The sequence below is a fragment of the Fictibacillus sp. 23RED33 genome (assembly GCF_015903925.1).
Classification (GTDB): Bacteria; Bacillota; Bacilli; order Bacillales; family Fictibacillaceae; genus Fictibacillus; species Fictibacillus phosphorivorans.
Genome location: NZ_JACZDX010000003.1, coordinates 198,254 through 210,979, shown reverse-complemented (window position 1 = coordinate 210,979; position 12,726 = coordinate 198,254). Strand labels below are relative to the sequence as shown.

The 12,726-nt window shown below is 40.9% G+C and carries 16 protein-coding genes and 1 riboswitch; of the genes, 15 read left to right on the top strand and 1 reads right to left on the bottom strand.

The window, feature by feature from the left end; all coding sequences use genetic code 11:
* The first annotated feature begins 123 nt into the window (after nucleotides 1-123).
* From IHV09_RS12890 to IHV09_RS12830, 13 genes are all read left to right on the top strand, one after another.
* A complete protein-coding gene (locus tag IHV09_RS12890) occupies nucleotides 124-1,296 on the top strand; it encodes a D-alanyl-D-alanine carboxypeptidase family protein (protein WP_197130819.1) in 1,173 nt (390 codons plus the stop codon).
* A 115-nt stretch (nucleotides 1,297-1,411) separates the two neighbouring features.
* Entirely contained in the window at nucleotides 1,412-1,762 is a 351-nt protein-coding gene (spoIIAA, locus tag IHV09_RS12885; protein ID WP_197130817.1) for an anti-sigma F factor antagonist, read from the top strand.
* A 2-nt stretch (nucleotides 1,763-1,764) separates the two neighbouring features.
* Complete coding sequence (gene spoIIAB / locus IHV09_RS12880; protein ID WP_066395840.1) at nucleotides 1,765-2,205, top strand: anti-sigma F factor; 441 nt, start codon at nucleotides 1,765-1,767, stop codon at nucleotides 2,203-2,205.
* Between the two features lie 12 nt (nucleotides 2,206-2,217).
* Nucleotides 2,218-2,976, top strand: coding sequence for an RNA polymerase sporulation sigma factor SigF (sigF, locus tag IHV09_RS12875; protein ID WP_197130815.1), 759 nt, complete (start codon nucleotides 2,218-2,220; stop codon nucleotides 2,974-2,976).
* 597 nt (nucleotides 2,977-3,573) lie between these two features.
* A complete protein-coding gene (locus IHV09_RS12870; RefSeq protein ID WP_197130812.1) occupies nucleotides 3,574-4,194 on the top strand; it encodes a stage V sporulation protein AA in 621 nt (206 codons plus the stop codon).
* Entirely contained in the window at nucleotides 4,184-4,606 is a 423-nt protein-coding gene (locus IHV09_RS12865; RefSeq protein ID WP_197193919.1) for a stage V sporulation protein AB, read from the top strand. Before IHV09_RS12870 ends, IHV09_RS12865 begins: the two co-directional genes overlap by 11 nt.
* A gap of 15 nt (nucleotides 4,607-4,621) precedes the next feature.
* Nucleotides 4,622-5,077, top strand: a complete 456-nt coding sequence (gene spoVAC / locus IHV09_RS12860) for a stage V sporulation protein AC (protein ID WP_197130807.1) — start codon at nucleotides 4,622-4,624, stop codon at nucleotides 5,075-5,077.
* An 11-nt stretch (nucleotides 5,078-5,088) separates the two neighbouring features.
* Nucleotides 5,089-6,105 (top strand): stage V sporulation protein AD, encoded by a 1,017-nt coding sequence (spoVAD, locus tag IHV09_RS12855; RefSeq protein WP_144699277.1) that lies wholly within the window; start codon nucleotides 5,089-5,091, stop codon nucleotides 6,103-6,105.
* 1 nt (nucleotide 6,106) lies between these two features.
* Nucleotides 6,107-6,457 (top strand): stage V sporulation protein AE, encoded by a 351-nt coding sequence (spoVAE, locus tag IHV09_RS12850; protein WP_197130805.1) that lies wholly within the window; start codon nucleotides 6,107-6,109, stop codon nucleotides 6,455-6,457.
* A 4-nt stretch (nucleotides 6,458-6,461) separates the two neighbouring features.
* Nucleotides 6,462-7,040 carry a stage V sporulation protein AE gene (locus IHV09_RS12845; RefSeq protein ID WP_197130803.1) on the top strand — a complete coding sequence of 193 codons (579 nt, stop codon included), beginning with the start codon at nucleotides 6,462-6,464 and terminating at the stop codon, nucleotides 7,038-7,040.
* Entirely contained in the window at nucleotides 7,021-8,496 is a 1,476-nt protein-coding gene (locus IHV09_RS12840) for a spore germination protein (RefSeq protein WP_137788997.1), read from the top strand. The genes IHV09_RS12845 and IHV09_RS12840 overlap by 20 nt, the downstream gene beginning before the upstream one ends.
* A gap of 59 nt (nucleotides 8,497-8,555) precedes the next feature.
* Nucleotides 8,556-8,732: riboswitch (Lysine riboswitch) on the top strand.
* A gap of 94 nt (nucleotides 8,733-8,826) precedes the next feature.
* Complete coding sequence (lysA, locus tag IHV09_RS12835; protein WP_197191526.1) at nucleotides 8,827-10,149, top strand: diaminopimelate decarboxylase; 1,323 nt, start codon at nucleotides 8,827-8,829, stop codon at nucleotides 10,147-10,149.
* 69 nt (nucleotides 10,150-10,218) lie between these two features.
* Nucleotides 10,219-10,653, top strand: coding sequence for a peptidylprolyl isomerase (locus tag IHV09_RS12830; protein ID WP_191753928.1), 435 nt, complete (start codon nucleotides 10,219-10,221; stop codon nucleotides 10,651-10,653).
* Between the two features lie 56 nt (nucleotides 10,654-10,709).
* On the opposite strand, the gene IHV09_RS12825 is transcribed toward IHV09_RS12830, so the two are convergent.
* The gene (locus tag IHV09_RS12825; protein ID WP_197264666.1) at nucleotides 10,710-11,222 is read right to left on the bottom strand and encodes a DUF309 domain-containing protein; all 513 of its coding nucleotides are present in this window, start codon (nucleotides 11,220-11,222) and stop codon (nucleotides 10,710-10,712) included.
* Between the two features lie 134 nt (nucleotides 11,223-11,356).
* On the opposite strand from IHV09_RS12825, the gene IHV09_RS12820 reads away from it, so the two are divergent.
* Nucleotides 11,357-12,100 carry a segregation/condensation protein A gene (locus IHV09_RS12820; protein ID WP_197130794.1) on the top strand — a complete coding sequence of 248 codons (744 nt, stop codon included), beginning with the start codon at nucleotides 11,357-11,359 and terminating at the stop codon, nucleotides 12,098-12,100.
* A 6-nt stretch (nucleotides 12,101-12,106) separates the two neighbouring features.
* Nucleotides 12,107-12,697 carry an SMC-Scp complex subunit ScpB gene (scpB, locus tag IHV09_RS12815; protein ID WP_191753931.1) on the top strand — a complete coding sequence of 197 codons (591 nt, stop codon included), beginning with the start codon at nucleotides 12,107-12,109 and terminating at the stop codon, nucleotides 12,695-12,697.
* Nucleotides 12,698-12,726 lie beyond the last annotated feature (29 nt).

Sequence of the window (12,726 nt, the reverse complement as noted above, 5' to 3'; positions counted from 1 at the left end):
TGACCCAAGAGTTAGTACTCTAGGGTCATTTTTTTGTTTTCTCGAACTTCGAAATGGTTGGAAGATCCGGTATAAAGTGAAAAAATATGGAAAAAATAATACTATATGAATGGAGGGAACTGTATGAAAGGCGTTATTTCAGGTCTACTAAGTATTTGTTTGTTGGCTTCTTTTTCAATCCCAAAAGCGGAGGCAGCAGAAAAAGCAAAAGAAAAAATAAAGCTTGCAGAACAGAGCCACTCGGCCATTTTAATGGAGCAGGATAGTGGGAGTGTGCTATTCGAAAAGAATAGCCATGAGAAGCTGCCGCCAGCGAGCATGACCAAAATCATGACGATGATATTAATCATGGAAGCCATCGATAAAGGCAAGATCAGCTGGAATGATAAGATTCGTGTAAGTGAATATGCGGCAAGCATGGGAGGATCTCAAATCTTCCTTGAACCAGGTGAAGAGATGCGAGTAGAAGACATGGTGAAAGGAATAGCAATCGGGAGTGCGAACGATGCTTCAGTGGCTATGGCAGAACATATCGCTGGATCTGTTGAGTCCTTTGTAGATCGTATGAACGATAAAGCGAAACAACTCGGTTTAAACGATACGTTCTTTAAAAATCCTACAGGGCTTCCTGCTGCAGGTCATTATACGTCTGCTCATGATATGGCTCTTATGGGAAAAGAACTTCTTAAGCACGAGGAAGTTACAAAGTTCACAGGGCTTTATGAAGATTATTTAAGAGAAGAAACAGAAAAGAAATTTTGGCTTGTTAATACGAACAGACTTGTTAAGTTCTATCCAGGGGTAGATGGGTTGAAAACGGGCTTTACGAACGAAGCAAAGTATTGTTTAACAGCTACTGCAAACAAGAACGGGATGAGAGTCATCGCTGTTGTTATGGGAGCACCTTCTCCTAAAGACAGAAATGCTCAAGTTACTTCGATGCTTGACTACGCTTTTACACAGTTTTCAACGAAAAAGCTTTATGCAAGACATGAGATTGTAAAAGAAGTTAAAGTACAAAAAGCGGAAAAGTCTAAACTTCCTGTTGTTACTTCAGAACACATTTCACTGTTATTGAAGAAGGGTGAGACAGCGAAAAAAGTGAAAACTGAAGTAAATGTAGATAAAGATTTGAAATTACCTGTAAAAAAGGGACAGCAGATCGGTTCTTTAAAAATATATAACGGGAACAAGCTGATAACAGAAAGTCCTGTGTTAGCTTCAGAGACGGTAAAAAAAGCATCTTGGTGGAAACTTTTCAAACGAACAGCAGGACAAATGTCAAAATCCTCATGACTTTAATGATTTCTTGACAGTTATAGGCGAATTCCCACTAGTTTTGTCATGAGTGAAGGAATTCGTCTTTTTTTATAGAAAATTCACGTTATCCAAAAAAGAAGGAGAGGATAGCGTGGGATTAGCTGTCAATTTGGAACTTAAACACACCGTATTATGCATCCGCTTAGACGGAGAACTTGATCACCATACTGCGGACATGCTTCGATCACAAGTGGAAGATTATTTGAGGAAGCATACGGTAAACCATATTGTCTTAAATTTAGAAGGTTTGAGTTTCATGGATAGTTCAGGTTTAGGCGTTATACTAGGGCGTTATAAGCAGATCAAAAGCCAGAATGGTGAGATGGTGGTATGCGCCATATCTCCAGCAGTAAAACGACTTTTTGAGATGTCAGGACTGTTTAAGATTATCAAGCTTGAAGAAGATGAAGAGCTTGCCCTTCAGGCTTTGGGGGTGGCTTAAAAATGAGAAATGAGATGAAGATTCAGTTTTCAGCGTTAAGTCAGAATGAATCCTTCGCACGTGTGACGGTTGCTGCGTTTATCGCTCAGATCGACCCAACAGTTGATGAACTGACAGAGATCAAGACCGTTGTATCTGAAGCGGTGACGAACGCGATCATTCACGGATACGAAAACAAAGCAACTGGAATGGTATATATTGAAGCGGCTATCGAGGAGGATACGATCCACCTTACGATCCGTGACGAAGGTTTGGGAATTCGTGATCTTGATCAAGCAAGGCAGCCGCTATATACGTCCAAGCCAGAACTAGAACGCTCAGGAATGGGTTTTACGATCATGGAGAATTTTATGGATAGTGTAGAAGTCATCTCAGAACCGTCTTACGGCACTACGATTCATTTGACAAAATACTTGACCAAAAATAAAGCAATGTGTAATTAAGGGAGTATGTCTATGGATGTCGAGGTGAAAGGCAGCAAAAGTGAACCGTTTCTTAAGGATGAAGAGATTAAGCGATTGATCAAACAGAGTCAGGAAGGAGATCAGTCAGCCCGTGATACGATCGTTGAAAAGAACATGCGGCTTGTCTGGTCTGTGGTTCAGCGCTTTTTAAACAGAGGTTATGAAGCAGATGACCTTTTTCAAATCGGCTCTATCGGGCTATTAAAATCTGTTGATAAATTTGATCTTTCTTATGATGTTAGGTTCTCTACCTATGCAGTGCCTATGATCATCGGTGAGATACAGCGGTTCATCAGGGATGATGGAACGGTTAAAGTCAGCAGATCATTAAAAGAGACCGGTAACAAAGTGCGTAAAGCAAAAGACGAGCTATCTAAATCACTTGGGAGAACACCTACCATTTCAGAAGTAGCAGAATTTCTAGAGATCGCAGTAGAAGATGTAATCATGGCTCAGGATGCTGTACGAGCACCACAGTCGATTCATGAAACTGTTTATGAGAACGATGGTGATCCCATTACGTTACTAGACCAAATCTCTGATCACTCGGATAATAAGTGGTTTGATAAGATCGCGTTAAAAGATATTATGGATAAACTTGATGAGAGAGAGCGGCTGATTGTTTATTTAAGATATTTTAAAGATCAAACACAATCTGAAGTGGCCGACCGGCTGGCCATATCTCAAGTACAGGTATCGAGACTTGAAAAGAAAATATTATTATTTATGAAAAACCAGATGGAGACTTAAACGTCCTATCTGGTTTTTTTGCTTGTTGTTAAAAGTCCTTGTAAGATAGTTGATCTCCGCTCCAGGTTGCACGCTTTCCATGGGGCGAACGGTGTTCGAAGAAGTATATGTGCTCCTGCGTCTACAAGAAAATCCTATCGAAGCGAGCTTCCTCGTCGCATGCCTTACGAGAAGAATTTGCAGAGTGGCTGGCACGCTACGCGCCGTTAGGAGTCTCACCTGCCCACTCGTCCCATAGGAGTCGGCAACCTTCCGCTACAATCAACTTGCATAAGAAGTATAAAAAAATCTAAAAGTTAATCGCTTAGAAAAAGCCTTATATTCAGGCGTTACATGAAGAGTCTTCGTTCAATTTATCACACAGAAGCTAACACATGCTAAAAAGTTCCTACAGTCTGGCAAGTGGCTCACCGGTCGCCCCGCGGAAAGGGAGCACCTGAAACGGAGATCAACTACTTCCAAATACATCAATGCTTAAAATCGAAAACAGCTTTTTATTCTGTGGTAGTTTTTGGATGCTGTTACATGTGAAGCATGATAAGAATTCCATCATCGCATACTAAACACAAATGCGCTTAGAAAGAGGTGAAGTGAAAATTGGATAAAACCGTATACCTGCGTATGCGTCAACGTGTACAGGTGATTCAGCATCAGAAAGTCACGATCGGAGAAGTTGCACAGATTGTAGCATCTGATGAATTAGAAGAAGCCATCAAGGGATATATTATCCACGAAGTAACCCCTGAAGATAAGCATTTGATTGTGATCGATGTCATGCGTGTAATCGCTACGATTCAAAAGAAAAACCCTGGATTAGATGTTCAAACCATCGGACCTGCACAATCGATTCTGGAGATTCAGATGCAACAAAAAAAGCTGGCACCAGTGTATTTTGTCTTGGTGTGGCTTCTACTTTTTACAGGCTCGGCACTCGCGATCATGAATTTTCATGAAGATGTAAGCATGCAACTTGTTCACCAAAAAATCTATTTCATGATAACGGGGCATTATAAAGAGCAGCCTCTATTACTTCAGATTCCATATTCGTTCGGTCTTGGTCTAGGCATGATTCTTTTCTTTAACCATCTTTTCCGAAAAAGACTTAATGAAGAACCAAGCCCGTTGGAAGTTGAGATGTTTAATTATCAACAAGACCTCGATCAGTATGTGATCGTTCATGAAAACAAAGAAACAGAGAAAAAGATCAATGGGAATTAAAGTATTGCTCATTGCTTTTATCGGTTTTGGCGGTGGAATCACAGTAGGCTCTGGTCTTGTGGCTTTAATCACTGTTCTTGGAATCGTACCAAGGCTGATGCAGCTCTCTAAAACGTATCGATATATTAGAGGTTATGAGTTAAGCATTATTTTAGGTGCTGTGATCGGCGGTTGGATGAATCTAAGGAACGCTTCAATTGGGTTTTCTGCTTTCTTTCTTATACCGATCGGTTTATTTATGGGAATCTTTGTTGGGATGTTAGCCGCAGCGTTAACAGAAGTATTGAACGTACTCCCGATTCTTGCGAAAAGAGTTGGATTTGGAGAGAAAATCATCATTATATTAATGGCAATTGTACTTGGGAAAATCTCAGGATCTTTGTTTCATTGGATGTACTACATTAATCATTAAGGATGTGATTGTACGATGGCAACAAAAGAAGAACAGCAGGCATATGCCGAAAAAATTAAATCGATACAGCCGAAACCTCCGTATGTTTTAAATTGTTTAAAAGCATTTTTAATAGGTGGGATCATCTGCACGATCGGTCAAGCGATTCAAATGTTCTATATGACTTACTTTAACTTCACGCAAGAAACAGCGGGAAATCCCACGGTTGCTACGCTCATTCTAATCGCAGCACTATTAACAGGACTCGGAGTATACGATAAGATCGGTCAGTTCGCTGGAGCAGGTTCTGTCGTTCCGGTAACAGGATTCGCTAACGCCGTTACGAGTGCGGCATTAGAACATAAAAGTGAAGGTCTAGTACTCGGAGTGGCTACAAATCTCTTCAAATTAGCTGGAGCTGTTATTGTATTTGGAGCTGTATCTGCCTATATTTTCGGTATGATCCGCTACATCTTTCAGCACTTGACATAAGGAGTGAAGGCATGAATTTATTAGGAAGACAAACATGGAAATTTGCAAATAACATTTACTTAAATGCGGCCGGCACAGCAGTAGGTCCGATGGAAAGCGAAGGACCTTTAGGCAGCTATTTTGATAAAACGTATAACAACCTTCACTGCGGACAAAAGAATTGGGAACTTGCTGAACGTCAGTTGATGGAAGATGCGATCAATGCTTGTTTGCACAAAGTAAAGATGAAGCCAGAAGATATCAACTTTTTGTTGGCAGGTGACTTGTTAAACCAAATCGTTTCGTCAAACTACACGGCTAGAGGAAACGGTATACCGTTCCTTGGTGTGTTTGGAGCATGTTCAACTTCGATGGAGTCTTTAGCATTAGGTGCAGCTTTAGTAGATGGCGGGTATGCGAATCGAATTGTAGCTGCAGTAAGCTCACACAATGCTACTGCTGAAAGACAGTTTAGATATCCTACCGAGTACGGCGGGCAAAAGCCAGATACAGCTACGTTTACGGTAACAGGTGCAGGTGCTGCACTTGTGAGTAAAGAGGTCTCAGATATAAAGATCACATCGGCAACTGTTGGAAAAGTAGTGGACTTAGGAATCAAAGATCCTTTTGATATGGGATCAGCGATGGCTCCTGCAGCTGCAGACACGATCGCGGCACATTTTAAAGAGATGGATGTTCAGCCTGATGAGTACGATTTAATCGCTACAGGGGATCTTTCTGGAGTCGGTGCACCGATCGTTAAGATGTTATTAAAAGAGCAAGGTTATGATGTGTCTGACAATCATCGAGATTGCGGATTGATGATCTATCGCAGCGGTCAGCAGGTTTTTGCAGGAGGAAGTGGCTGTGCGTGTTCTGCAGTCGTTACGTACGGATATATCTTAGACGAGATTCGAAAAGGCAATCTAAAGAAAGTCTTGATGGTCGCAACGGGTGCATTATTAAACCCGGTAATGGTTCAGCAAAAAGAAAGTATTCCAACGGTTGCTCACGGCGTGGTTTTAGAGCGAGCGGAAGGAGGACAATAAGATGGAGTTTTTTTGGGCGTTTTTAGTAGGTGGAGCAATTTGTGTTGTTGGCCAGCTGATGATGGATGTAATGAAGCTGACACCGGCTCATGTAACGACTTCCTTCGTAGTAATTGGGGCACTTCTTGATGCTTTTGGTATCTATGATAACTTGATCAAATTTGCAGGAGCTGGAGCTACTGTTCCCATTACCAGTTTTGGTCACTCCCTTTTGCACGGAGCGATGGCATCAGCAGAGGAACATGGCTTTATCGGAATCGCCATGGGAATCTTTGAGTTAACATCTGCAGGAATCTCATCTGCTGTTTTGTTTGGATTTTTAGTAGCAGTCATCTTTGAACCTAAGGGGTGATCATATGGTGAAAAAACGGGTCATTTTCATAACGGATGGAGATCTGTATGCACTACGGGTCGTAGAGCATGCGGCTAAACAAGTTGGAGGACGCTGTATATCACAATCATGGGGAAATCCAACACGAAAAAGCGGTATAGAGCTTGTAGAGATGATCCGAAAAACACCACATGACCCTGTACTTGTAATGTTTGATGACTGTGGTTTTAAAGGAGAAGGTCCAGGAGAACAAGCGATGAGATATATTCATCAGCAGAAAGATATTGATGTGATTGGTGCTGTGGCCGTAGCTTCCAAAACGCATTTTACAGAATGGACAAAAGTTCACTGTTCTATGGATCGATATGGAGAACTAACAGAGTTCGGTATTGATAAGAGTGGAATTCCAGATCTTGAAACAGGCAGGATTAACGGTGACACCGTCTATATCCTCGATGAATTAAACCTTCCTTTCATAGTAGGTGTCGGGGATATCGGAAAAATGGCTGGTTTTGATTCTGTTGAAAAGGGAGCTCCAATTACAGTAAAAGCGATTCAACTTATTTTAGAAAGGAGCGAATCAATTGGCAACCGAAAAAAATAAAACACCGATTAGTAAGAACATTGAAGATACGGAAAGGTTTTTAAAAGAGCGTTTGGGTATTGGTGTGAGTTTTGATGTTGGTGTCAGAAAGATCTTTGTCTTAAAAAAGGAACTTCAGCTATATTATTGTACGGGACTTTGCGACAGTGAGTTCATCATCATGATCTACCGCGAACTAATGGATATGGATCATGGTCATCGCGCACCGAGTAAAGTAAAAGATCTTGTACATAATCATCTCGCACATCAGCAAGTAGAGATTACGAAATCGTTAGATGAAGCTGTAGACCGCATGCTTTCAGGTCTGATCGTTATATTCATTGACGGAGAAGAAGAAGCATTTGTTGTGGATGTAAGAAGTTATCCAGGAAGATCACCAGAAGAGCCGGACATTGAGAAAGTGGTAAGGGGAGCCCGTGATGGATACACGGAAAATATTATCATCAATACTGCTCTTACAAGAAGACGTATACGAGATGAACGATTACGACACGAAATTCTTCAAGTGGGTGAACGCTCTAAAACGGATGTATGTCTCGCTTATATTCAAGATGTGGCAGATCCCGGCCTCGTTGACCTTATTAGAAAAGAGCTTAACTCTATTGAGATCGACGGGATTCCAATGGCAGATAAGACGATCGAAGAGTTTATTGTAAAACAAGGTTGGAATCCGTTTCCCTTAGTCCGGTATACAGAAAGACCAGATGTTGCTGCACAGCACTTGATGGAAGGTCATGTATTAATCATCACAGATACATCGCCAAGTGTTATCATCACACCTACTACACTCTTTCATCACGTACAGCATGCAGAAGAGTTTAGGCAGACTCCATTTATAGGTGCTTTTTTAAGATGGACCCGCTTTACAGGCATGATGGCTTCAGTATTCTTAGTACCGATGTGGCTTTTGTTTTCGATGGAAGAGCAATTATTACCGCCTTTCATTGATTTTATCGGTCCGAATAAACACACGAACATCCCACTGTTTCTTCAGATAATCTTTGCGGAGATCGGGATTGATATATTAAGGCTCGCGGCCATCCATACACCGAGTGCACTATCGACCGCCATGGGTCTGATCGCAGCCGTATTAATCGGGCAGATCGCAATAGATGTAGGATTATTCGTACCTGAAGTTATTCTATATGTTGCGATAGCGGCGATCGGATCCTTCTCCACACCAAGTTATGAGCTGAGTATCGCAAACAAAGTCCTGCGGCTTTTCTTGATTGCGATGGTTATGTTGTTTAAAGTGCCAGGATTTATTATCGGATTCACATTGTTGGTTCTCTATATGGCAACGATCAAAAATTTGAACACACCTTACTTGTGGCCGCTCTTACCGTTTAATCCAAAAGCGTTTCTACAGATTGTCGTTCGAATAGCTGTTCCGCTATCAAAAGTTCGACCTAGCATTGTACATCCGCAGAACACCAAAAAACAGCCAACTAATTAATCTGTCCCTTGCTGATTGTTGAAAATTGTGTTAAATTCATAACTAATTAAATATGCCTCATATGAGGTAGAGGCGCAAAACGAATGAGTAGCATATGGAGTTCATGGATGACGATGAAATATGTTGAAAGGTCAATTTGCCGAAGTGTAAAAAGAGTTCCATCTCTTTTTATGCTGGGCCGTTGCTGAACAAGCAACGGACTGTCACTACAACTGTAGTGGAGAGCTATTCCGACATGAGGGTACGGTTTTTGACAGCCTGCCTTAGTTGCGGCTGTCTTTTGTATTTGTCGGGATTGAATTCTCTATCAACAACGAGAGGGGATTACTTGTGAATTTACACGGAACATCAAAAATTGGAGATAATCAACATCTATGGATCGGTGGTTTAGATACGGTAGATCTAGCGAAAAAATACGGAACACCGCTATATTTGTATGATTTGTCCTTGATTAAAAATAGAGCAAGAGGCTTTAAAAAAGCATTCGAGGAAAATGGGGTAGGATATCAAGTAGCATATGCCTCAAAAGCCTTTTCTTCCATCGCCATGTTTCAGCTTATCGAACAGGAAGGATTAAGTCTGGATGTAGTTTCAGGTGGAGAACTTTATACGGCACTTCAAGCTGAATTTCCACCTGAAAGAATTCATTTTCATGGAAACAACAAGAGCTTAGCAGAATTAGAATTTGCACTTACCGCTGGAGTCGGTTGTATTGTAGTAGATAACTTTCATGAGATCTCCTTATTAAAAATGCTGAGCAGCAAGCTTAGCAAAAAAGTAGACATCTTACTGCGTTTAACTCCAGGAATTGAAGCCCATACCCATGATTACATCATTACAGGTCAGGAAGATTCTAAGTTTGGATTTGATTTAGGGAATGGTCAAGGAGACAGAGCACTTCAAGAAGTACTTGCATTTGAAGGCTTTCGCGTTTTAGGGATTCATTGTCATATTGGATCTCAAATCTTTGAAACAGAAGGATTCACTCTGGCGATTGAAAAGTTGTTCGGCCATTTTAAAAAGTGGGAAGAAAACTTTAACTATTTTCCAAGTGTCGTAAATCTTGGAGGCGGATTCGGTATTCAATATACGTCAGAGGATACACCGCTTTCTCCTGAACAATACGTTACGGCCATGATTGAAGAAGTGAAGAAACAGATGATTCACTTTGAAGGGAAAGATCTGCCTGAACTTTGGATTGAACCAGGACGTTCACTCGTAGGTGATGCGGGTACGACGATCTATTCGATCGGCTCTCAAAAAGAGATCGAAGGAGTTAGGCATTATGTGTCCATTGATGGTGGGATGACAGATAACATTCGTCCTGCACTCTATCAAGCTAAATATGAAGCATTCGTAGCGAATAAGATGAACGAAGAACCAACACAAACCGTTTCAATCGCAGGAAAATGCTGTGAGAGTGGCGACATGTTAATCTGGGATATTGAACTTCCTGAAGTTTGTGATAACGACTTATTAGCCGTTTCCTGTACGGGAGCTTACGGTTACAGTATGGCGAGCAATTATAATCGCATTCAGCGGCCAGCAGTTGTGTTTGTAGAGAACGGTGAAGAACAGCTTGTAGTGAAGCGGGAAACATATGAAGACCTCATCAAGAATGATGTTCCATTAAAAACGAATGTTTTTGTGTAAATTAGTTTACGGAGCAGACATTTAACCGTACAATGGTAGTTGAATGAAGTAGAAGGAGGCCTGTTTTTTATGAAAAAAGGTTCAATTGAATTTGAAAACGGCGAAAAAATTGTATTTGATCTATACCAAGAAGAAGCACCTGGAACAGTAGAAAACTTTGAAAAACTTGCAAACGAAGGCTTTTACAACGGTGTAACGTTCCACCGTGTTATCCCTGGATTTGTAGCTCAAGGTGGAGATCCAACAGGAACTGGAGCTGGCGGCCCTGGTTATTCTATTCCTTGTGAAACAGAAGGGAACCCACATAAGCACGTAGCGGGGTCTCTTTCAATGGCGCATGCTGGCCGCGATACAGGCGGAAGCCAATTCTTCCTCGTACACGAGCCACAGCCGCACTTGAACGGTGTTCATACTGTTTTTGGACAAGTTACAGAAGGTTTGGAAACAGTACTTCGTATTAAACAAGGCGATGTAATGAAAGAAGTTAAAGTTTGGGAAGAATAAGTTCCAAATAAGAAAAGCTCCGGATTACTCCGAAGCTTTTTTTATGTTTTTGGCAATTATACATTTCTGTTTTTTATGAGTTTTTGTCTATTTCGTTCATCAATAACCGTAGATCGGTCTCTTAAAGAGTGCTTATGAACGATTTTTTCATCCACTCCAGTTGTTAAAGACCACTCTTCTTCAGTCACACTAGCTTTTAATAAACATACGTTCAATAGATTAGTCGAAAGTGGAAGAGCTATCGACTCAAAAGATTGCTGTTGCTCGATTTTTTGTATGCTTTTATCGAGTAGTTCAAAAAAAGGTTCAACTTCTATTCCGAGTTCTTTCAGTGCTGCTTCTTCTTTTTGCAGCTTCACTCTACAACTCAAGATCATTCGTTTAGCTCCGTTATTGTTGCCACGCCGATGGTGATAAAGAGCCACTGCAAGCTGGATCAGTCCCGGCCACAGATCGCCTTTCATGCCCTCGTCCTTCCAATGCTCCTCAAGCACTTCGTGACACTCAAAGTAATCTTGATCTCTATGAAAATGCACCAAGTATTCAATCCATGGTTTTGGATAAGTCACTAGTCGTTCACGCCCCTTAATAAGCTCGACTTTAAGTTTACCATATGCATAGCATGAATAAAAACAAGCCGCGTACCACGCAAAATATGATATAATTTTATAATACAAAATCGCTGAAAAACTGGGGAAATGTTATGCAATATAGTGTGAAGCTTGATGGATTTGAAGGTCCGCTCGACTTACTGCTTCATTTGATACAAACCTACGAAGTGGATATTTATGATATCCCGGTAGCCATCATAACTGAGCAATACCTTCAATATATACATACGATGAAAGAACTAAAACTGGACGTAGCAAGTGAATTTTTAGTTATGGCAGCTACTCTTCTTGCCATTAAAAGCAAGATGCTGCTACCAAAGCATGAAGAAGAGCTTTTTGAGAATCAGATGGAACTCGAGATGGAAGAAGACCCAAGAGATGAATTAGTAAGAAGACTCGTTGAATATAGAAAGTACAAGCATGCTGCTGATGAACTTAAAGAAAGAGAATCAGCAAGAAGCTTAATATACACACGGCAGCCTGCCGACCTCTCACAGTTTGAGAAAGAAGAGTCGGCAAAACAGGTGACCAACGTAACGCTGTATGATATGTTGCAGGCGATGCAAAAAGTCTTTCAAGAAAAGGTAACGCGAGCACCGAGACAAACGACCATCGAACGGCAAGAGATTCCGATCGAAAAAAGAATGGAACAAATAAAATCCTCGCTTCTTTCTGTAGGCGGACGAAAAAAGTTCACAGACCTTTTTGATAAGAGCACTAGGGAACATGTTGTTGTTACATTTCTTGCAATATTAGAACTTATGAAAGTTAAATCAATAAATTGCGAACAACAAGATCATTTTAGTGAAATTTATATAACGATGTTAGAGGAGTAATACGATTTGGAACGAAATGAATATAAAGCGATTGTAGAGGGTTTGCTTTTTGTCAGTGGTGATGAAGGAATCGACAGAAAACAAATCGCTCAAGTGTTGGAGATCGACAGCAAAGAACTTGATCCCATCATCGAAGAGTTGAAACAAAGTTATGCTTCATCAGAAAGAGGGATGTCTATTGTTGAATATGCGGGATCCCTTCAATTTGTAACAAAACCGGAACATGCTGCCTTTTATGAGCGTCTTGTTGAAACGCCTGGTCATGCGACACTCTCTCAAGCTGCTCTTGAAACACTAGCGATCATTGCCTATAAACAGCCAATTACTAGGTCAGAGATCGAAGAAGTAAGAGGAGTAAAAACGGAAAAACCGTTACAGACACTTTCTGCTAAAGGATTAGTAAAAGAAGTTGGAAGAGCAGAAGGAACGGGACGCGCAATATTATATGGTACAACAAAAGCATTCCTAGAACATTTTGGTTTGCAAAGTGTAAAAGAGCTGCCTCCTCTTCCTGAGAACATTCAGGAAGAGAATGTAGAACAAGAAGCAGACCTGTTCTTTTCAAAATTTCAGGAATCACTATCTACTGACGAATAACAAGGGGGAGTCATGCATTGTTGATTCAG

Bases quoted from the DNA above. Each gene is read 5' to 3' on its own strand.
- IHV09_RS12890 (WP_197130819.1), top strand. From the start codon at position 124: ATGAAAGGCGTTATTTCAGGTCTACTAAGTATTTGTTTGTTGGCTTCT.
- spoIIAB (WP_066395840.1), top strand. From the start codon at position 1,765: ATGAGAAATGAGATGAAGATTCAGTTTTCAGCGTTAAGTCAGAATGAA.
- sigF (WP_197130815.1), top strand. From the start codon at position 2,218: ATGGATGTCGAGGTGAAAGGCAGCAAAAGTGAACCGTTTCTTAAGGAT.
- IHV09_RS12865 (WP_197193919.1), top strand. From the start codon at position 4,184: ATGGGAATTAAAGTATTGCTCATTGCTTTTATCGGTTTTGGCGGTGGA.
- spoVAC (WP_197130807.1), top strand. From the start codon at position 4,622: ATGGCAACAAAAGAAGAACAGCAGGCATATGCCGAAAAAATTAAATCG.
- spoVAD (WP_144699277.1), top strand. From the start codon at position 5,089: ATGAATTTATTAGGAAGACAAACATGGAAATTTGCAAATAACATTTAC.
- spoVAE (WP_197130805.1), top strand. From the start codon at position 6,107: ATGGAGTTTTTTTGGGCGTTTTTAGTAGGTGGAGCAATTTGTGTTGTT.
- IHV09_RS12845 (WP_197130803.1), top strand. From the start codon at position 6,462: ATGGTGAAAAAACGGGTCATTTTCATAACGGATGGAGATCTGTATGCA.
- IHV09_RS12830 (WP_191753928.1), top strand. From the start codon at position 10,219: ATGAAAAAAGGTTCAATTGAATTTGAAAACGGCGAAAAAATTGTATTT.
- IHV09_RS12820 (WP_197130794.1), top strand. From the start codon at position 11,357: ATGCAATATAGTGTGAAGCTTGATGGATTTGAAGGTCCGCTCGACTTA.